The sequence below is a fragment of the Nonomuraea sp. SYSU D8015 genome (assembly GCF_008065375.1).
Taxonomy (GTDB): domain Bacteria; phylum Actinomycetota; class Actinomycetes; order Streptosporangiales; family Streptosporangiaceae; genus Nonomuraea.
In genome coordinates this window covers 377,106-396,102 of sequence record NZ_VJYI01000009.1, presented here as the reverse complement: position 1 = coordinate 396,102, position 18,997 = coordinate 377,106, and the positions used below count along the sequence as shown (strand labels likewise).

The 18,997-nt window shown below is 71.2% G+C and carries 18 protein-coding genes and 1 pseudogene; 17 read left to right on the top strand and 2 right to left on the bottom strand.

Features of this window, described 5'->3' with window-relative positions; all coding sequences use genetic code 11:
• Window positions 1-2: 2 nt before the first annotated feature.
• From ID574_RS34120 to ID574_RS34110, 3 genes are read left to right on the top strand one after another with little or no spacing between them, the layout of a single operon-like run.
• Window positions 3-1,154 (top strand): acyl-CoA dehydrogenase family protein, encoded by a 1,152-nt coding sequence (locus tag ID574_RS34120; RefSeq protein WP_188193092.1) that lies wholly within the window; start codon window positions 3-5, stop codon window positions 1,152-1,154.
• Complete coding sequence (locus tag ID574_RS34115) at window positions 1,151-2,176, top strand: acyl-CoA dehydrogenase family protein (protein WP_188193091.1); 1,026 nt, start codon at window positions 1,151-1,153, stop codon at window positions 2,174-2,176. The genes ID574_RS34120 and ID574_RS34115 overlap by 4 nt, the downstream gene beginning before the upstream one ends.
• Window positions 2,146-3,372 (top strand): CaiB/BaiF CoA transferase family protein, encoded by a 1,227-nt coding sequence (locus ID574_RS34110; protein ID WP_223167335.1) that lies wholly within the window; start codon window positions 2,146-2,148, stop codon window positions 3,370-3,372. Before ID574_RS34115 ends, ID574_RS34110 begins: the two co-directional genes overlap by 31 nt.
• On the opposite strand, the gene ID574_RS34105 is transcribed toward ID574_RS34110, so the two are convergent.
• On the bottom strand, window positions 3,364-3,987 hold the full coding sequence (locus tag ID574_RS34105) for a TetR/AcrR family transcriptional regulator (protein WP_080038458.1): 624 nt from the start codon (window positions 3,985-3,987) through the stop codon (window positions 3,364-3,366). The genes ID574_RS34110 and ID574_RS34105 overlap by 9 nt on opposite strands.
• A gap of 182 nt (window positions 3,988-4,169) precedes the next feature.
• On the opposite strand from ID574_RS34105, the gene ID574_RS34100 reads away from it, so the two are divergent.
• Together ID574_RS34100 and ID574_RS34095 are read left to right on the top strand one after the other, a co-directional pair.
• Window positions 4,170-4,964 carry an IclR family transcriptional regulator gene (locus ID574_RS34100; protein ID WP_188193090.1) on the top strand — a complete coding sequence of 265 codons (795 nt, stop codon included), beginning with the start codon at window positions 4,170-4,172 and terminating at the stop codon, window positions 4,962-4,964.
• Window positions 4,965-4,993: 29 nt separating this feature from the next.
• The gene (locus ID574_RS34095; RefSeq protein WP_188193089.1) at window positions 4,994-6,973 is read left to right on the top strand and encodes a flavin-containing monooxygenase; all 1,980 of its coding nucleotides are present in this window, start codon (window positions 4,994-4,996) and stop codon (window positions 6,971-6,973) included.
• 45 nt (window positions 6,974-7,018) lie between these two features.
• Here the strand turns inward: ID574_RS34095 and ID574_RS34090 are convergent, their stop codons facing one another.
• Window positions 7,019-7,798 carry an enoyl-CoA hydratase/isomerase family protein gene (locus tag ID574_RS34090; protein WP_223167334.1) on the bottom strand — a complete coding sequence of 260 codons (780 nt, stop codon included), beginning with the start codon at window positions 7,796-7,798 and terminating at the stop codon, window positions 7,019-7,021.
• 133 nt (window positions 7,799-7,931) lie between these two features.
• Between ID574_RS34090 and ID574_RS34085 the strand changes: the two genes are divergently transcribed.
• The 12 genes and pseudogenes from ID574_RS34085 (at window position 7,932) to ID574_RS34030 (ending at window position 18,643) form a co-directional block, all read left to right on the top strand.
• Entirely contained in the window at window positions 7,932-8,312 is a 381-nt protein-coding gene (locus ID574_RS34085) for a nuclear transport factor 2 family protein (RefSeq protein ID WP_188193088.1), read from the top strand.
• A 111-nt stretch (window positions 8,313-8,423) separates the two neighbouring features.
• A complete protein-coding gene (locus ID574_RS34080; RefSeq protein WP_188193087.1) occupies window positions 8,424-9,572 on the top strand; it encodes a serine hydrolase domain-containing protein in 1,149 nt (382 codons plus the stop codon).
• The gene (locus ID574_RS34075) at window positions 9,569-10,432 is read left to right on the top strand and encodes an SDR family NAD(P)-dependent oxidoreductase (RefSeq protein WP_188193086.1); all 864 of its coding nucleotides are present in this window, start codon (window positions 9,569-9,571) and stop codon (window positions 10,430-10,432) included. The genes ID574_RS34080 and ID574_RS34075 overlap by 4 nt, the downstream gene beginning before the upstream one ends.
• Window positions 10,429-11,376: an alpha/beta hydrolase gene (locus ID574_RS34070; protein WP_188193085.1), complete on the top strand. Its 948-nt coding sequence runs from the start codon at window positions 10,429-10,431 to the stop codon at window positions 11,374-11,376. Before ID574_RS34075 ends, ID574_RS34070 begins: the two co-directional genes overlap by 4 nt.
• Window positions 11,377-11,389: 13 nt before the next feature.
• Entirely contained in the window at window positions 11,390-12,301 is a 912-nt protein-coding gene (locus ID574_RS34065) for an SMP-30/gluconolactonase/LRE family protein (protein WP_188193084.1), read from the top strand.
• A gap of 17 nt (window positions 12,302-12,318) precedes the next feature.
• Window positions 12,319-13,224, top strand: coding sequence for an SDR family NAD(P)-dependent oxidoreductase (locus ID574_RS34060; protein WP_188193083.1), 906 nt, complete (start codon window positions 12,319-12,321; stop codon window positions 13,222-13,224).
• A gap of 17 nt (window positions 13,225-13,241) precedes the next feature.
• A complete protein-coding gene (locus ID574_RS34055; RefSeq protein WP_223167333.1) occupies window positions 13,242-14,456 on the top strand; it encodes a cytochrome P450 in 1,215 nt (404 codons plus the stop codon).
• A gap of 26 nt (window positions 14,457-14,482) precedes the next feature.
• A complete protein-coding gene (locus tag ID574_RS34050; RefSeq protein WP_223167350.1) occupies window positions 14,483-14,794 on the top strand; it encodes a 2Fe-2S iron-sulfur cluster-binding protein in 312 nt (103 codons plus the stop codon).
• Complete coding sequence (locus tag ID574_RS34045) at window positions 14,791-16,065, top strand: NAD(P)/FAD-dependent oxidoreductase (protein ID WP_188193080.1); 1,275 nt, start codon at window positions 14,791-14,793, stop codon at window positions 16,063-16,065. Before ID574_RS34050 ends, ID574_RS34045 begins: the two co-directional genes overlap by 4 nt.
• Before the next feature lie 613 nt (window positions 16,066-16,678).
• Window positions 16,679-17,566, top strand: a pseudogene (locus ID574_RS62975) (hypothetical protein); the annotation flags it as partial.
• Between the two features lie 277 nt (window positions 17,567-17,843).
• Window positions 17,844-18,473: a site-specific integrase gene (locus ID574_RS60365; RefSeq protein ID WP_223167332.1), complete on the top strand. Its 630-nt coding sequence runs from the start codon at window positions 17,844-17,846 to the stop codon at window positions 18,471-18,473.
• 5 nt (window positions 18,474-18,478) lie between these two features.
• Window positions 18,479-18,643 (top strand): hypothetical protein, encoded by a 165-nt coding sequence (locus ID574_RS34030; RefSeq protein ID WP_188193078.1) that lies wholly within the window; start codon window positions 18,479-18,481, stop codon window positions 18,641-18,643.
• The last annotated feature ends 354 nt before the right edge of the window (window positions 18,644-18,997 follow it).

Below are 18,997 nucleotides of genomic sequence, written 5' to 3'. Positions count from 1 at the left end.
GGTTGACGACGAGCATCCATCTTCCCCCGCACCGCCTCAGCGAAGCCGCGCGACGGCTTCGCGACGACGTCCGGAGCTTTCTGGACGGCGAGCTGGCGGCAGGCACCTTCGTCCCGCGCTGCGACGCGTGGATGTCGGTGGCCGATCCCGCCTTCAGCCGCCGCCTGGGCGCGCGCGGCTGGATCGGCATGACGCTGCCGAGCGCCTACGGCGGCCATGACCGCTCCCCGCTGGAGCGGTTCGTGGTGACCGAGGAGCTGCTGGCCGCGGGCGCGCCCGTCGCCGCGCACTGGATCGCCGACCGCCAGATGGCGCCGTCCATCCTGCGGCACGGCAGCCCCTCGCAGCGCGAGCGCTATCTGCCGGCGATCGCCCGCGGCGAGTGCTATTTCGCCATCGGGATGAGCGAGCCCGACGCCGGCTCCGACCTGGCGTCCGTACGCACCCGCGCCCGGCAGGTCGACGGCGGCTGGGAGATCACCGGCACGAAGGTGTGGACGACCGGGGCGCACTTCGCCCACGCGATCGTCGTCCTGGCCCGCACGGACGGCTCGCCGGCGGACCGGCACGCGGGGCTGTCGCAGTTCATCGTGGACCTGCCGGCACCGGGCGTCGAGATCCGGCCGATCCGCACGATCGACGGGGAGCACCACTTCAACGAGGTGATCTTCGATGCGGCCGTCGTCGCCGAGGACAGCCTGCTGGGCGAGCGCGGCGCGGGCTGGCGGCAGGTCACCGCCGAGCTGGCGCACGAACGGTCCGGGCCGGAACGCTACATGAGCACGGTGCCGCTCCTGCGAGTGTGGGCGGAGCACGTGCGGCAGCAGGGCGACGCGTCCGCCGAGCGAGAGCTGGGCGGGCTGACGGCACGCGCCTGGACCCTGCGCCAGATGTCGCTGTCGGTGGCGGCGGCCCTGGCCGAGGAGCGGCCGCCGGAGATCGCCGCCGCGCTGGTGAAGGATCTCGGATCCCGCTTCGAAGCCGACGTGGTGGAGACCGTGCGGAGGCTGGCAGGCATCGAACCCCGCAAGAACGGATCGGGCCTGGAAGGACTGCTCGCCGAGGCGTTCCTGCACTCCCCGGCGTTCACCCTGCGCGGCGGAAGCAACGAGATCCTGCGCTCGGTCGTGGCACGCGGACTGGGGGTCAGATGAACGACGATCTGCGCACGGAGATCCGCGCCGCGGTGACCGCCATCCTGGACCGGCGGGGCGAGGACCGTACCGGCAGGGCGTGGAAGGAACTGAGCGAGGGCGGATTCCACCTCATCGGCGTTCCCGAGGAGGCCGGCGGCAGCGGGGGCGGTCTTGGCGAGCTGGCGGTGGTGGTGGATGTCGCGGCCTTCCAGGCCGTGCCTGTGCCGGTGGCGGAGACCGCTTTCCTCGCCGGCTGGCTGCTGGCCCGCGCCGGGCTGTCCGTGCCCGCGGGCATGACCGTCGCCTCGCTCGACGAGGCGCGCGGGCACCGGCAGGACGGTGTGCTACGGCTGTCGGGGCGCCTGCGCGTGCCGTGGGCCCGGCACGCCGGCCACATCGTCACGATGGCGCGCTGCGCGGAGGAGAACCTGGTCGCCGTCATCCCCGGCGATGCAGGGGCGGAGCTGGTGACGGCGGAGAACCTGGCGGGCGAGCCGCGCGACCTGCTGGTCCTGGACGGAGTGGCGGCAGCCGCGTCCGCCGCCGCGCCGCCCGGCCTGGACGCCACCGCGCTGCTGAGGCGGGGCGCGCTGGCCAGGTCCGTCCAGCTCGCGGCGGCGGCCCGCGCGGTGCTGGTCTCCGCCCGCCGCCACGTCACCGAACGCGAGCAGTTCGGCCGCCCGCTGGCCCGCTTCCAAGCGGTGCAGCAGCACCTGGCGGCGCTGGCCGCGCAGGTCACCGCGATGCAGGTGAGCGCGCAGGCCGCCGTGGCCGCGGTCGAGCACGAGGACGCGGACGCCGCCGTGGCCGTCGCCGCGGCGAAGGCGACCACCTCGGCCGGCGCGCGGCAGGTCGCCGCGATCGGCCATCAGCTGCACGGCGCGCTCGGCTACTCCAGCGAGCACCACCTCGGAGCGGTGACCACGCGGTTGTGGGCTTGGCGCGAGGAGTTCGGCAACGAGAGCCACTGGCACGACCACCTGGCCACCGCCCTTCACGACCGCGCCTGGTGGCCACTGCTGACCGGGGACGCCAGGTGAGCGGCGCCGCCCGCGGCGTACGGGTGCTCGACCTCAGCCGGGTCCTGGCCGGGCCGCTGTGCGCGCAGATGCTCGCCGACCACGGCGCGGAGGTGGTCAAAGTGGAGGCGCCCGCCGGCGACGAGACCCGCCGGTGGGGCCCGCCGTTCGTCGACGAGGCCGAGACGACCAGCGCCTACTACCAGGGCCTCAACCGCAACAAGGCCAACGTCGTGCTCGATCTGCGCACGCCGCCGGGCCGTGAGGTGCTGCACGATCTCATCGCCCGGGCGGACGTGGTCGTGGAGAACTTCAAGGCGGGCACGATGGAGGGATGGGGGCTGGGGTATGAGTCCCGGCTCGCGCGGGAGTTCCCCTGGCTGGTCTACTGCCGCATCACCGGTTACGGCGTCGACGGCCCGCTCGGCGGCCTGCCCGGCTACGACGCCGTGCTGCAGGCATACGGCGGGCTGATGAGCCTGAACGGCGAACGCGACGGCGACCCGCTGCGCGTGGGGGTGCCCATCGTGGACCTCACCGCCGCGCACCAGGCGTTCGCGGGCGTGCTGCTGGCGTTGCTGGAACGCGCCGACAGCGGGCGGGGCCAGCTCGTGGACGTGACGCTGTTCGACGCGGTCCTGTCGATCCTCCACCCGCACTCCGCCACCTACCTGCAGTCCGGGCAGGTGCCCGAACGGACCGGGGCCGCGCACCCGACCGTGGCGCCCTACCAGGTGTTCCGGACGAAGGGGCAGGGCCGCCTGTTCGTCGCCGCCGCCAGCGACGCCCAGTTCGCCGCGCTCACCGAGGTGCTCGGACGCCCGCACCTGGCCGGCGATCCGCGCTTCCGGCGCAACAAGGACCGGGTCAGCCGCCGGGCGGAGCTGCTGGCGGAACTGGAGCCGCTCTTCCTGCGCCGCGATGCTGGCGACCTCGCCGAAGAGCTGGCGGCGCGCGGCGTGCCGGCGAGCCCGGTGCACGACCTCGACGGCGCGCTGTCCGCGCCGCACACCCGCCACCGCGCCATGGTCGTCCAGGACGGGACGTACCGCGGGATCGGGGTGCCGATCAAGCTGAGCCGGTCGGCGGCGGCGCCGCCGCGTGCCCCCGCGGCGGCAGGGGCCGACACCCGCCGCGTCCTGACCGGGCTGGGCTACAGCCCGGAGCGGATCTCGGCGCTGGGCCGTTCGGGGGCCTTCGGGCCGTACTCACCCTGACGAGGCCCGGGCGGCGGCGACCGTGCGGACGCCGTCGAGCACCATGCGGAAGGCCTCCCGCAGCAGATCGGCGACGTCCTGGCCGGAGTCGGAGGTGATCCACCGCATGAAGACATGCCGGGTGGCCTGCACCACGAGGTAGGCGGGCAGCGAGCGTTCCAGCGGGCGCTCGCCCCACCCGAGGCGCTTGCCGAGGAACTCCGCCACAGCCTCGGACAGCTCCTCGTCGACCTCCATCCAGCGCAGCCGGTACTGCGGGCTGGCGGCCATCACCGCCAGGAAACGGCGCTCGGAAGGACCGACGGTCTCCTCCTCGAGCGCCGACATCCACACCCCGACCAGCACCTCGATGAGATCCCCTTCGCAGGGTGCCTCCCGCAGAGCCCTGATGACCAGCTGCGAGCTGTGGCGGAACAGCGGCCGGACGACGTCCTCCTTCACCGGGAAGTGGCGGTAGAACGTGCGGGTGGCGATGCCCGCCGCCTCGGCGATGCGCTCGACCGTCGCCGAGGTGTCGCCGTCGGAGACGAAGATCTCGGCCGCCTTGCGAGCGATCGTCATGCGCAGTTCTTCAGTACGCCGCTCCGTCAAGCTCTGCCGGATGGGCTTGGTCATGGGCAACACCTCACAGCCTCCCAGTCTCCCAGAGGCCCGGCACCATCCCGATCCGCATTTCGTATGCGGAAACTGGATCCAATGTGTTTACACCGCTGCAACCGGGTCGTAAGCTCACGAGGTGTCAGTTTGTGCCATGCAGGCACAATGTGCAACCGGCGATGCGGCCGGGGAGGCGGAGCATGACCACGGCACAGAGCCCTGGCTCACCCATCACCATGATCGACAGGGTGGCGTCCCTGCTGCAGGTCTTCGACGGTCACCCTCGGCTCACCCTGGCGCAGATCGCGCGGCAGGCCGACCTGCCGCGTTCCTCGGCGCACCGGATCCTGCAACGGCTGGTGGAGCTCGGCTGGGTGGAACGGCAGGGCTACCAGTACCGCCTGGGCCTGCGCATGTTCGAGCTGGGCAGCAAGGTCGTCCAGCGCGAGCGCCTGCACCAGGCGTGCCTTCCGTTCATGTACGCCCTGCACCGCTCCACCGGCTTGACGGTGCACCTCAGCACGCTGATGTCGGGCGAGGTCCTGCATCTGGAGCGCATCGGCGACTGGCCGGAGAGAGGGGAGACCTGGCGTCCCGGCGGCCGCCAGCCCGCCGTGCACTCGGCCGCGGGCCGCGCCATCCTCGCACACCTCACCGAAGCCGACTGGCCGGACCTCACCTTCCCCCCTCCGGCCACCGTGTACGGCGTCCGCACCCGCACCCAGCTGCGACGCGACCTGGAACGCGTGCGCGACCGCGGCGGCGTCGCCGTCGACGTCCAGGGCTCCACCGCGGGCATCACCGCGGTGGCGGCCTCCATCGGCCCATCCGGCGGCAGCCTGCGCGCGGCCCTGTCGCTGTGCGGGCCCGCCGAGACGATGCCGGTCCAGGAAGCCGGCGACGCCGTGCGCATCGCCGCCATGGACATCTGGTACGCCGCCTCCGGCCTGACCCGCCGCCCCGCGCGTGTCCCAGCGATCACCCGCGCCTGCTGAAACCCCCCATGCGAAGGAACCACCGACCCATGACGCTGATATCCCCGGACCAGCCCACCTACGTCCTGGCACCGGTGACCGACGTCGACCGCCAGGCCCTCGACGCGGCCATCGACGTCGCCGAGCCGGGCGCCCTGCTGATGGCGCTGGTCCACCACAGCGGGGACACCGCTCTCCTCGACGAGTTCAGGGCCAGACTCGACCAGGAGCGAAGCCGCACCCAGGCGATCATGGGGGGGTACCCCGCGACGGTCGCGGCCGAGGTGCGCGAGCGCGCCCGGCACCTGCTCGCAGGACCGCTGATCCCCCGGATCGCCGTACCCGACGACGCGCTGTTCCGCCGGATGGCCGAGCTGTGCGTGGACGACACCGTCGGCGAGGAGTACGTCCCCCACCTGCGCGAGCAGGGCGGCTTCGAGCCCGCCCGCCGGGTCGTTCCGGCCACCCGCAAGCCGCCGGCCGGCTTCACCGTCGCGATCATCGGCTGCGGCATGATCGGCCTGAACGCCGCGATCGAACTCGGTCAGGCGGGCTTCCGCTACCAGGTGTTCGAAGAACGCGACGACCTCGGCGGAACGTGGTCGCGCAACACCTATCCGGGCGCGGCCGTCGACACGCCGAGCCACTTCTACTCCTACTCCTTCGAGCTCAACCCGGGCTGGTCGAAGTACTACCCGACAGGACCGGAGTACCTGCAGTACCTGCACCACGTGGCCGGCAAGTACGGCCTCTACCCACACATCACCTTCTCGGCCAAGGTGCTCGGCTGCCGCTGGCAGGAGGACGACCAGATCTGGGAGATCACCGTCCGGCACAAGGACGGCTCGGTGCGCACGCATCAGGCCAACGCCGTGGTCACCGCGACAGGCGTGCTCAACGTGGCGGCCATCCCCGACATCGACGGTATCGACACCTTCGACGGTGAGACGATGCACACCGCCGAGTGGCGCCATGACGTGGACCTCAGCGGAAAACGGGTGGTCGTCCTGGGCACCGGCTGCACGTCGGTCCAGGTGGTGGCCGCGATCGCCGAGCAGGTGAAGTCTCTGGACGTCGTGATGCGCCAGCCGCACTGGGTCATCCCCGAGCGCAAGGTCGCCGCCGACGTGCCCGAGGGCATGAGGTGGGCGCTGGAGCACATCCCCTATTTCCACCAGTGGTTCCGGGTCAAGACCTACTGGTGGGCCGCCGACAAAGGCTATTCCATCCCGCGCATCGACGAGGAGTGGTACGCCACGCACGTCTCCTCGTCCCCGGCCAACGACATGGTGATGCGGGTCTGCCTGGACTACCTCGACCGGTCCTTCGCCGACCGTCCCGATCTGAAGGAGATGCTGACGCCGGACTTCCCGCCGTTCGCCAAGCGGATCGTCAAGGACCCCGGCTTCTTCGAAGCCGTCAAGCGCGACAACGTGTCGCTGCACCGCGGCTCGTTGCGGCAGATCCGCCCGGACGGCGTGGTGACGACGGAGGGCGAGTTCATCGCCGCCGACGTCATCATCTGGGCCACCGGCTTCAGGCTCGAATACCTCGGCTTCCTCGACGTCGTCGGCCGCGGCGGCGTCAGACTGGCCGAGGAATGGGCCGAGGAGAACCCGAGAGCGTACCTCGGCATCACCGTGCCGGGCTTTCCCAACTTCTTCGTCACGGCGGGCCCGAACGCCGCGCCCAATCACGGCGGCGGCCACAACGTCACCAGCGAGGAGCACGTCCACTACATCGTGGAGAGCCTGCAGTACCTCGTCGAGAACGGCCACACCGCGATGGAACCGACGCGGGAGGCGACCGAGGACTACAACCGGCGCGTCGATGAGGAGCTGGACAAGACCGTCTGGAAACACGGCGGCACGGCGAACGGGTACTACCGCAACAAGGCCGGACGCGCCTGGGTGGCCTGCCCGTGGCGGCTGGTCGACTACTGGGCCATGCTGCGCGCGCCGGAGCCAGGCGACTACGTGTTCACCTCCTCGCCCGGAAGGCCCGGAAGGCGCGCAAGGCCCGGAAGCTGATCGTCATGCGCGAGGGGTGCGGGGCACCCCGCACCCCTCGCGTGGTCACTCCCCGCGGAACACCGGTGGCCGGCGCTCCAGGCTCGCCGCGATGCCTTCGGCGCAGTCTTCGGTCGCCCACAGCCGCGCCTGCTCGGCCAGCTCATGCTCCAGCGCTTCGGCGACCCGGCGCGCGAGACCGGCCCGCAGCGTCGAGCGGATCGACCGCACCGCCAGCGGGGCCGCCGACGCCAGCTTGTGGGCCCAGGCCAGCGCGTGCTCGCGCGGCCGGCCGGGCTCGGCGAGCCGATCGGCCAGGCCGATGCGATGTGCCTCCTGGCCGCGCACCGGCCGGGCGCTCAGCAGCATGTCGGCCGCCGCCTGCCGGCCGACGATCTCCGGCAGCGTCACGCTCAGCCCGAACCCCTGATGAAAGCCCAGCATCGCGAAGTTCGCGACGAACCGGGTGTGCTCATCGGCGACCCGGAAGTCGGCCGCGCAGGCCAGCCCCAGCCCTCCGCCCACGGCGGCGCCCTGAACCGCGGCGATGATCGGGGTCCGGATCTCGAACAACTGCGCCGCCCGCCGGTACAGGCGCTGCGCCACGGCGACCCGGTCGCCGTCGAAGGCGCCGCCCGTCCCAAAGTCGGCGCCGGCGCAGAAGTGCCTACCCTCGGAGGTCAGGACGAGCACCCGGCAGTCCGCGCTGCCGTCCAGTTCGCGGGCGGCGTCCACGAGCAGCCCGATGAGCTGCTCGTCGAAGTAGTTGGCGGGCGGCCGGCGCATCTCCAGGAGCCCGACCCCGTTCTCCACCGTGACCGACAGATCCTCGCTGTCTGCTCGCACGAGCGGCCTCCGCAACGTCGGGGATGAGTACGCCTCCCACCCTGCCCGACGCCGGTCGCCGCCTCCGCCGAAGCGTCCGCTCAGTGGACGTCCGCCCTCAAGACGGCGGGCACCAAGAGGACAGTACCTCTCCATGACCTCCGACATCGCCAACCTCCTGCACGCGTTCGCCCGCCTGGCCGACGAAGGAACCCCGCACGACCTCGGCACCCTGCTCACCGACGACGTCGAGTGGACGATGGCCGGAGCGCGCTGGCGCGGACGCGAGCAGACCGTCGCCGGGCTGACCCGGATGCGCGAGCTCGGCCACGCCGGCCCCGACTCGGGCAACCGGCACGTGATCACCAATCTGGAGGTGCACACCACCGGCGACCGCGCCACGGCGCTGTCGTACTTCCTGCTCGTGTCCGCCGGCCCGCCCGCGGCGATCGTCGCCATCGGCTCCTACCGCGACGAGCTCACCCGCGGCGGGGACGGCCGCTGGCTGCTGGCACGCCGCGAGGTGACGACCTGAGACGCACAAGCCGTCCACTCACCGGAACACCGTCCCGCAACGGCGTCGCCTCCGCCCTAGCGTCGGGTCACCAGCCCGCAAGCGACGCCGCTCACCGCAGGGGGACAGCACATGACCACCACCGATCCTCGCCTCAGCAAGGCTCTTGATCGCGCGCTTGACCTGGGGGAGATCGGCATCGCCGTGGCCGCCTACCACCGCGGCGAGCTGATCGCCGACGCGGTCGCCGGAGTCACCGACACCGCCACCGGCGCGCCCGTCGACGAGCGCACCCTGTTCCCGGTGTTCTCGGTGACCAAGGGCGTCACCGCGACCGCGCTCCACCTGCAGGCCGAGCGCGGGCTGGTCGACCTGCACGCGCCGATCGCCCGGTACTGGCCGGAGTTCGCCACGGGCGGCAAGCAGGCCATCACGGTCGAGCAGGCACTGTCGCACCGGGCGGGCATCCCGCAGATGCCCGAAGGCGTCACCCCGGAGCTGCTGGCCGACTGGGAGTGGATGACGGACCGGATCGCCGCCTTCACCCCGCTGTACGAGCCGGGCACGACCAGCGCCTACCACGTCCTGGTGTGGGGCTGGATCGTCGGCGAGGTCGTACGCCGCACCGATCCGGCGCACCGGCCCTTCGACGTCTTCGTCGCCGAGGAGATCTGCGCGCCGCTCGGCGTCACCGACTTCCACCTCGGCGTCCCCGATGACGACCTCGCACGGGTGGCCACCCTGTACGGCGGCAACACGTTCGCGATCTCCGACGAGCACAACATCAGCCCCCAGGCCGTCTTCCCCGGCTCCGACGTGCACAACCAGCCGGCCATGCAACAGGCCGTGGACCCCGGGGCGGGCGCGATCGCCACCGCGAACGCGGTCGCCAGGATCTTCGCGATGCTCGCCGAAGGCGGGCAGCTCGACGGCGTCCGGCTGCTGTCGCCCGACCGGGTCGCCACATTCACCCGCCCACGCACGGACCCGCACGCACCCGACCAGGTGCTGACCATCCCGGTGTGGTTCGGCGCGAACGGGTTCTGGCTCGGCGGCGAGCCGGGCGCCTCCGACCCGCTCGTGGGCGATCACCGCTCCGTCATCTACAGCCCCGGCGCGGGCGGCTCCGTCGCCTGGGCCGACCTGCGCGACCGGCTCGCGGTCGCGATCTGCCACAACAACATGGACGCCCCGGTGAGCGCGGGACCCGGCAGCACCTTCGAGCCCGTGGTGCGCGCCATCCGCGAGATCGTCGCCGAGCGTGAAGGGAGCCTGCGATGAGCACGCCCAAGGACCTGTTCGGCGGCGGCGTTGCCGTCATCACCGGCGCCGGTGCGGGCATCGGCGCCGGCCTGGCCCGGTACGCCGCCCGCGAGCTCGGCATGACGGTCGTGCTCGCCGACGTCGACGCCGCCGCGATCGCCGCTCTGCGCGCCGAACTGGAGCAGCACGGCGCCCGAGCCCTCGACGTCGTCTGCGACGTGCGCGACCCCGACGCCGTCGAGCGCCTGGCCGCGACCGCCTTCCGAGACGCCGGTCCCGTCAGGCTCCTGGTCAACAACGCCGGCGTCGAACAGTTCGGCTACCTGTGGGACACCCCCGTCGCCAACTGGGAACGCCTGGTGTCGATCAACATCAGCGGCGTCTTCCACGGCATCAAGGCGTTCCTGCCGCGCATGATGGCCGAGCCCGGCCGCTCGTGGGTGTGGAACCTGTCGTCCATCGGCGGGGTCAGCGCCGCCCCGCTGCAGGCGCCGTACATCATGAGCAAGCACGCCGTCCTGGCGCTCACCGAATGCCTGCGCCAGGAGGTCGAGCTCGCCGGCCACGGACATCACGTCCACGTCCAGGCGGTCCTGCCCGGCGCCGTGGCCTCGAACATCTTCGAGTCCGCCGGCGCCGTCGAGGACGGAGACGTCGCCGCCGCCGAGGACCACCGCGCGGCCATGCTGCAGATCAAGGCCCAGGCGATGGACCCGTTCGACGCCGCCCGGGTGTTCTTCGACCAGGCCGCCGCGGACGAGTTCTACCTGCTGTCGCAGCCCTTCGTCGCCGACGCCATGGCCGAGCGCGCCGACACCCTGACCCGCCGCCGCGCCCCGCGCCTGCCGCAGGGCGAGTTCACCGTCCCCGCCTCATGACCTCGCCCGCCGAACTGGACCCGGACGCCGCCGCGATCGCCGCCGCCCTGGCCGGCGTGCCGCCCATGCGCGAGCGCGGCCTGGCCGCGATCCGCCACGCCATGAAGACGATGCCGCTGCCCGCGGACCTGCCCGTCATGGCCGTCACCCAGGACCATCTGATCGACGGGCCGTGGGGGGAGATCCCGCTGCGCGTCCACCGCCCCACCCTCGACGAGCGCGCGCCGGTGCTCGTCTACTTCCACGGGGGCGGCATGTGCCTGGGCTCCAACCACTCCTTCGAGCCGCTGGCCAGGCACCTGGCCCAGCACAGCGGCGCCACGGTGGTGTCGGTCGGATACCACCTCGCGCCCGAGTCGCCGCCCCCCGCCCAGTTCGACGACGCCTACACCGCCACCGTCTGGACCGCCGAACACGCCGCCGACCTGCACATCGACCCGGACAGGCTGGCCGTCGTCGGCGACAGCGCGGGCGGCACCCTCGCGGCGGCGGTCGCCCTGGCCGCGCGGGACCGGGGCGGACCGGCGATCAGCTGCCAGGTGCTCGCCTATCCCGGTATCGACCGGGACCTGGCCGCCCGGTCGATGTCGCAGTACGCGCAGGCGCCGATTCTCAGCCGGGACGATGTCCTGTTCCTCAACGAGAACGCCGACGCCGGACGGGGCCACCCGGACAGCCCCTACCGCATCCCCGCCTACGCCGCCGACCTGAGCGGGCTGCCCCCGGCCATCGTGGTGACGGCCGCGTGCGACCCGATCAGGGACTGGGGCGAGCGTTACGCCCGCCGGCTGCGCGAGGCCGGCGTCCAGACCACCCACACCCGCTACCCCGGCACCTATCACGGCTTCCTCGCCCAATCGGACCACCTCGCCCGAGGCCGGCTCGCCGTCGCCGAGATCGGCGCGCTGCTGCGCGCCAAGTTCGCCCACCCGCTGCCCTTCTGACCTAGGAGAACCCGTGGCCGATCCGTTCGCCGACGCCCGCGTGCTGGCCGCCAAACAGCTGTCGAGCGGCTACACCTGGGCCGAATGCCCGCGCTGGCGCGACGGCGCGCTGTGGTTCAGCGACATGTACGCGCACCGCATCGTCCGCCTGGACGACGACGGCACCCCGCACATCGTGCTGGACCTGTCGCGGCGCACGTCCGTCAACGGCACCGAGGTCATCCCCGGCGGGTTCGGCTGGCTGCCCGACGGCAGGCTGATCGTCACCTCCATGCACGAGCGGCTCGTCCTGGCCTTCGACGGCGAGCAGGTCACCGTCCACGCCGACCTGCGGAAGCTGGCGAGCGGTCCGATCAACGACATGGTCGTGGACGGCGACGGCCGCGCCTACGTCACCCAGCTCGGCTTCGAGCTGTTCCAGGGGGAGGAGCCGCGCGACTCGCCGCTGCTGGTCGTGGAGCCCGCCGGCACCGCACACGCTCTTACCGACCTGGGCGGCATGTCCGGCGCGAACGGCATCGCGATCATCGCCGACGGCAGCCGGGTGCTGACCGCCGAGGCGTTCGCCAACCGCATCACCGTGCTGGACCGCGACAAGTACGGCCGCCTGACCGGCCGGCGCGTCTTCGCCGAGACGCCCTCCTTGCCGGACGGCATCTGCCTGGACGACGACGGCGGGGTCTGGGCCGGAATGCCCGGAGTGGCCGTCGCGCGCTTCGCCGAAGGTGGCGCCATCACCGACGTGGTGCCCTTCGACCCCGCCGAGGCCCTGCCGCCCGCCTGCGTGCTCGGCGGCGCCGACCGGCGCACCCTGTACATCTGCGCCGGCCTGGACGTCATGGACTGGGAGGAGTCCCGGCGCAACCGCCGCGGCACCATCTGGCAGGTCCCGGTCCAGGCGAGCGGCGGGGCGAACCGCCCATGACCGAGAAGGGATCCACTGTGGACCTGCTTTCCTTCCATGACCGCGTCGTCGTCGTGACCGGCGCGGGGCGCGGCATCGGCCGGGCGCACGCCCTGCTGCTGGCCGCCCGCGGCGCCGCCGTCGTCGTCGCCGACCTCGGCGCCCGCGTGGACGGCTCCGGCGTGCAGGGCGACGACCCGGCCGCCGACGTCGCCGCCGAGATCCGCGCCGCCGGCGGGCGGGCCGTCGCCTGCCGCGCCGACGTCGCCACCGAGGACGGCGCCGCCGCCGTGGTCGAAGCCGCCCTGGCCGCGTACGGCCGGCTCGACGCGGTGGTGAACAACGCCGGCATCGTCCGGACCGGGCACTTCGACGAGATCCCGATCGAGGAGTACCGGCGCCACCTCGACGTGCACTTCTTCGGCTCGCTGTACCTCTGCCGCGCCGCCTGGCCGCACCTGATCGCCTCCGGCACCGGCCGGGTGGTCAACACGGTCTCCGCCGCGATGCTCGGCAACCCGCTGATGACCCACTACGGCAGCTCCAAGGGGGCCGTCTTCGCCCTCACCCGCAACCTCGCCATCGAGGGCGCCCCGCACGGCGTGCTGGTCAACGCCCTGGCGCCCGGAGCCGGCACCCGCATGGCCGAGAACTCGGCCGACTCGCTGTCTCCCGACGTCATGCAGTACCTGCGCACCCAGCTCCTGCCCGAGCACGTGGCCCCCGTGGCCGCCTACCTCACCCACCCCTCCTGCCGGGTGAGCGGCGAGGTCTTCAACGCCGCGGGCGGCACCGTCAACCGGCTCGCCGTCGTCACCACCGAGGGCATCCACGAGCCCGGCCTGACCATCGAGACGGTGGCCGAAAGGTTCGACGACATCATGGCCCTCACCCCCGAGGCGCGCCCGGAGACCGTCACCGCACCACAGCCCCATTCTGCCTGAATTCCGACGGAGAGATGATGACCACCCACATCGAGTTCCCCTTCGCGCCCCGGCCCCCGGCCGAGGCCGTGGAACACCTGCGGCGCCTCATGGCCGACCGCCCCATGACCAAGGTCACCATGCCGTACGGCGGCGACGTCTGGATCGTGCACCGCAACCGGGCGGCCCGGCAGATCCTCAGCGACCGGCGCTTCGTCCGGGAACCGTTCCGCACGGGGGAGCGGGAGGTGCCGTTCTTCGTGCCCTTCCCCGACTTCCTGCGCACGACGCTGCAGTTCGAGGACCCACCCCAGCACACCAGGCTGCGCAGGCTGGTGCAGAAGGCGATCTCGCCGCGGCGCGTGCGCGACATGCGCGACTCGGCGGTCGCTTTCGCAGGCGAGCTGATCGACGGCATGATCGCGCGGGGCGGCGTGCGTAACCTCGTCGCCGAGTACGCGGTACCGCTGCCCATCGAGATGCTCAGCTCGCTGCTGGGCGTGCCCTCGTCGGATCGGGAGAAGTTCGAGCGGTGGAGCTCCTCCACCCTGTCGGTGGCCGGGAAGTCCGAGCAGGAGATCGCCGCCGACATGGGCGAGCTGGCCGCGTACATGACCGGCCTGATTGCCAAGCGGCGGGCCGAACCCCGCGACGACCTGCTCAGCTCCCTGGCCCACGCCCACGAGCGCGACGAGACGCTCACCGACGCCGAGATCTTGCCCATCGCGTTCCTGCTCATCGTCGGGGGCTTCGACAACACCGCCAACTTCCTGACCACCGGCGTGCTGTCGCTGCTGCGCTCCGACGAGCAACGGGAGCTGTTCCTGACCGACCCCGACGGCCTGGCACCCACGGCCGCCGAAGAGGTGCTGCGCCACGGCAACTTCATGATGGGCGGCCCCGTAGGAGGCGGAGGCGGCCTGGTGCCGTTCGTCGCGACCGAGGACGTGGTCATCGACGGGCAGCTGATCGCCGCCGGGGAAGCGGTCAGCCTGGACCCGGGCGCCGCCAACCACGACCCCGACGTCGTACCGGACCCGGGCCGCTTCGACATCACCAGGACCGACAACCCGCACCTGATGCTCAGCTACGGCATGCACCACTGCCTTGGCGCGCCGCTGGCCCGCATGGAGCTGCAGGTCGGGCTGGCCGAGATCTTCAAGCGGCTGCCACAACTGCGGCTGGCGGGCGAGCCCGTGGTCCGCCACGACGTGCTGACCCAGCCGATGACCGACCTGCCCGTCACCTGGTGAACGCAAGGAACAGCGCATTGCCGAAAGTGTTCTACACCCAGCCCGACGGCCGCCAGGACGTGATCGAAGCGGCCGCCGGTGACTCGGTCATGCAGACCGCCGTCCGCAATGGCGTCTCTGGCATCGTCGGGCAGTGCGGCGGCTCGCTGTCGTGCGCGACCTGCCACGTCTTCCTGGCCGAGGAGAACGCGGACGACTTCGCCCCCGTCGGCGACGACGAGGACGAGATGCTCGACTGCGCCGCCACCGAACGCCAGGACAACTCCCGCCTGTCCTGCCAGCTCATCCTGCGCGAGGGCCACGAGGTCCACGTGACCATCCCGGAAACCCAGCTGTGAACCTGCTCATCGTGGGCGCCGGCCAAGCCGGCGTGCAACTCGCCGGCAGCGCCCGGGACCTGGGCTGGGAAGGCCCTATCACCCTCGTCGGCCAGGAACCGCACGCCCCCTACGCTCGGCCCCCGCTGTCGAAGGCGTTCCTCAAAGGCGAGGCCCCGCTCGCATCACTCGCGCTGCGCAGCGCCGCCTTCTACGCGGACAAACGCATCGATCTGGTGACCGGGGAGCACATCGACCGGATCGACCTCGCCGGCGACGGCACGGGCATGGCCACCTCCGCCACCGGCCACCGCTGGAGGTTCGACCGGCTGGTGCTGGCCACCGGCGCGCGCCCCCGCCGCCTGCCGATCGAGGGCGCGGGCCTCGACGGCGTGCTGTCGCTCCGCGACGTCCGCGACGCACAGGCCCTCGCCGGGCGCCTGGCCACCGCTACCGCCGTGGTCGTCATCGGCGGCGGCTTCATCGGCCTGGAGGTGGCCGCCACCACCGCCGCGGCCGGCATCCCGGCGACCGTGGTCGAAGCCGCGCCCGCCCTAATGAACCGCGTCGTCAGCACGGCCACGGCCGACATCGTCGCGACCGCGCACCGCACCGCCGGCATACAGGTCCGCACTGGGCTGCGCCCCGTCCGCCTGCGCGGCACGGACGGGGCGGTCGCCGCGGTGGAACTGGACGATGGCGAGGAACTGCCCGCGGACCTCGTCGTGGTCGGCGTGGGCGCCCAGCCCCGCGACGAACTGGCGCGCGCCGCCGGGCTGCGCTGCGACGACGGCATCGTTGTGGACGCCCGCTCCCTGGCCTCCGACGGCCACACCATCGCCATAGGCGACTGCGCGAACCTCCCCGACCCGTCCCCCTGGTCGCACGACGCTCCACGGCTGCGGCTGGAGAGCGTCGACAACGCCGTCGAGCAGGCCACCTCGGCCGCCGCCACGCTGGCCGGACTGGACCGCCCCTACCGCGGCGTCCCCTGGTTCTGGTCCGACCAAGGAAAGCTCAAGCTGCAGATCGCCGGACTGGCCCGCCCGGACGACGAGATCGTCCTCCGCCCCGGCCGCCGCCCGGGACAGCACACGGCGCTGCGCTACCGCGGCGCGCAGCTGGTCGCCGCCGAATGCGTCAACAGCCCCGCCGACTTCCTCGCGATGCGCCGGGCCCTCAGCGAGGGCATCTCCCTGCCACGGACGACGGCCACGGACACCGATATGTCACTGAAAGAACACTTCGCCATCGCACGGTCCGCCGACCTGAAGGAGTCGCAATGCCCATGACCGGCCAGTACGAACCGAGCCCGGCCGGCTGGGTCGCCCTGCAGGTGGAGCTCTACGAGCGCACCGGTGGCGCGGAGGGTGCACATCAATGATGAGATCAGCTCCGAAATGGCCTATCGGCAAGCAGGGGTCGACGAAATCACACGTCTTCTCGAGGAATTCGGCGAAGATCTCATGCGGTTGGCCAAATGGGACCCTGAACCCATGCAGAGGCTCTACCGAGAGCAGAACCGTTGGCGCCAGGCTGTCCGTGGCGTGGAAGGCAAGTTACAGCGTCTCGTCAAACAGCGAGAGGCAGACCGGGTAGACGGAGACGGAGGACAGGTCCTTTCCATCGAAGCAGGACGACACCGCTCGAAAGGAAAGACATGAGAGGTACGGTGTCCCCCAGGAGCCGCGTCCTAATCCGATAGCTGCTGGTTCGGATCCTGCGGGGCTGCGTTTCTCCGCCTCAGCCTCAGAAACTCCCGCCGCGCCTGTGCGCTGGGACGACATGGGATAGATGCGGGGTGTGGCTCGGTCACGCGGTGATCTCATCTGCGAGCACGGCTGCGCCGGTCAGCATTGGCCGGGCTGTCTGCGCTGCCGCTAGTGGGGCTACCAGCAGGACGGAATGCATGCATTGGTGCTGAGCACGATACTGGTGTGCTGTGAACGTCCGCGGGCCCCCTTTCGTGTGTATTCCCGTCTTCGTCCTCAAGTTCTCTCACGGTGCTGTGTTGTCGAGGCGATCAGGAACTGTGTCCTGACTGCCGTACTTACTTTGCGTGGGCGTTCATTTGCCCAAGTCTTGGTTCGTCGCGTTGTCTCAACTCTGGACTCTGAGCCGGTATTTACAAGGGTGACAGGAGCAGGTTGGCTTCCGCCCGGCGCGGCAGTCGTGACCAGGGGATATCGCTTGACGGGTGCCATGAAGGTGGGCGTCGATACGGCCGCCCGGCCTCACAGCACGCCCGTTGGGGCGTCTTGTGGGTGGCGGGCGATGGACAGAGGCGCAGCTCGACGAGAAAGGCTAGCCACGACGATGAACGGCACCATGTACAAGACCTGTTCCTGTCGGGATGTGGCGAGCGGGAAGAAGCTCGGCAAGAGCTGCCCGAAGCTACGCCGCCCTGGAGGGAAGGGGGAGCGGTGGAGTCCCACGCACGGCACGTGGGCTTACCAGCAGGAGCTGCCCGCGCACGCGGACGGGCGGCGGCGCAACCCGCTGCGCCGCCAAGGCTTCGCTGCGGTGGAGGAGGTGGAGGCGGAGCTGGAGCACGCCTGCGCGCTGCTGGCGCTGGATGAGGATCCGCATGTCCGGCGGAAGATCACCGACCTGATGCTGGCCGTCCTCAAGGACACCAAAGTGCTCCCGCCGGTGGAGGAGGTGCGGCGCAAGGTCCGTACCCATCAGGATCTGAACCCGGCCGTGACGGTCGCGGAGTGGATGGCCGAGTTCCTGCGCCGCAAGCGGAAGATCGATCAGACCACGCGCCGCTCCTATGAGGCGCACATCCGGCTGTACTTCACTCCCTACCTGGGTGACATCCGGCTGGACCGGCTGCGGGTCTCTGACATCGCGGGCATGTTCGACGCGATCGAGGAGTTCAACGATGTCATCGTCACCGCCCGCGCCAGCGACGATCCTGACGAGCGGGCCAAGGTGCGGTACCGGCGGCCGGTCGGGCCGAGCACCATGCACCGCATCCGTGCGACCCTGCGGCATGCGCTGAACATCGCGATCAAGCAGGACCGGCTGATCGATTTCAACCCCGCCGCGGTGGTCGAATTGCCGGATGCGGACAAAGGCGCTGGTGTGGACCGACGAGCGGGTCGCCGCCTGGAACCAGGATCTGCATCAACGGCTGGCCGCCGAACAGCAGCGACGCGGCGGCCGGGTCAACCCGATCAACGTTTACATCTCCACCCCGCGGCCCTCACCCGTCATGGTGTGGACCCCGGCACACACCTCGGCCTTCCTCGCCCAGGCGGCCGGTCATCGGCTGGCGGTGTTGTATCGGTTGATCGCTCTACGGGGGCTGCGCCGGGGCGAGGCGGTGGGGTTGCGGTGGAAGGACATCGACCTGAACGCCGGGACGGCGGGGGTGCACTGGCAGATCACTCAGCTGGGTTGGGAGACCATCCAGGGCAAGCCCAAGACCGAGGCCAGCGATCGGACTATCGCCCTGGACGCCGACACCGTCACCGCACTGCGCGGTCACCGTAAGGCGCAGGCCGCCGAGCGGCTGGCCGCAGGGGAGGTATGGCAGGACAGCGGCTTCGTCTTCACCGACGAGATCGGCCGCCCGCTTCATCCGCAGCACGTCAGCGATCAGTCCTACCTGCTGTCTTACGAGGCGGGTCTACCGCCGGTGCGGCTGCACGACCTCCGGCATGGGGCTGCGTCACTGACGGAGTCGACCTGAAGGTCGTGCAGGAGACGCTCGGGCATGTCTCCTCCGCGTTCACGCGTGACACCTACACCAGCGTCTATCCGGAGGTGGCCTGCGCGGCGGCCGAGTCCACCGCCGCGCTCATCAGCGCCGTGCCGGACACCGGTCACGCTCGCTTGATCACTTTGCCTGCTCGCGTCTGAGCATTCAGTAGTCCACATGGGGCCCGCAGCGCGAGCTGCGGGCCTCGTCTTTCTGGGGAGAGAGACCAGCGGATGAAAAGTCTGCTCGGTCACAAGGCGAGGGCGGGGGGAACATGCTCAGGAACCAGCAGTTGACCACACCGGTGCTGTGGTTTGGGGGAGCGGGCCGTGCAGGCGTTCCGGCTTGATCTTCTCTTGATGGCCGCTGAGGTCTGTCGTGACGACAGCGGTCTAAATGATCTACCGGGTTGCACAACCCGCGCCGCCGAGCAATCAGCGAGCAACCAACCATGATCAAAAACGAGCTCCGAGGCCGGCGAGAACCGAGAAACCCCAGGTCGAACGCGGTGTTGG

What these genes read in the sequence shown, in the direction of transcription:
- ID574_RS34075 (WP_188193086.1), top strand. Translation starts at nt 9,569, where the DNA reads ATGAGCACGCCCAAGGACCTGTTCGGCGGCGGCGTTGCCGTCATCACC.
- ID574_RS34070 (WP_188193085.1), top strand. Translation starts at nt 10,429, where the DNA reads ATGACCTCGCCCGCCGAACTGGACCCGGACGCCGCCGCGATCGCCGCC.
- ID574_RS34055 (WP_223167333.1), top strand. Translation starts at nt 13,242, where the DNA reads ATGACCACCCACATCGAGTTCCCCTTCGCGCCCCGGCCCCCGGCCGAG.
- ID574_RS34105 (WP_080038458.1), bottom strand. Translation starts at nt 3,987, where the DNA reads ATGACCAAGCCCATCCGGCAGAGCTTGACGGAGCGGCGTACTGAAGAA.
- ID574_RS34080 (WP_188193087.1), top strand. Translation starts at nt 8,424, where the DNA reads ATGACCACCACCGATCCTCGCCTCAGCAAGGCTCTTGATCGCGCGCTT.
- ID574_RS34095 (WP_188193089.1), top strand. Translation starts at nt 4,994, where the DNA reads ATGACGCTGATATCCCCGGACCAGCCCACCTACGTCCTGGCACCGGTG.
- ID574_RS34085 (WP_188193088.1), top strand. Translation starts at nt 7,932, where the DNA reads ATGACCTCCGACATCGCCAACCTCCTGCACGCGTTCGCCCGCCTGGCC.
- ID574_RS34115 (WP_188193091.1), top strand. Translation starts at nt 1,151, where the DNA reads ATGAACGACGATCTGCGCACGGAGATCCGCGCCGCGGTGACCGCCATC.
- ID574_RS34100 (WP_188193090.1), top strand. Translation starts at nt 4,170, where the DNA reads ATGACCACGGCACAGAGCCCTGGCTCACCCATCACCATGATCGACAGG.
- ID574_RS60365 (WP_223167332.1), top strand. Translation starts at nt 17,844, where the DNA reads ATGCGGACAAAGGCGCTGGTGTGGACCGACGAGCGGGTCGCCGCCTGG.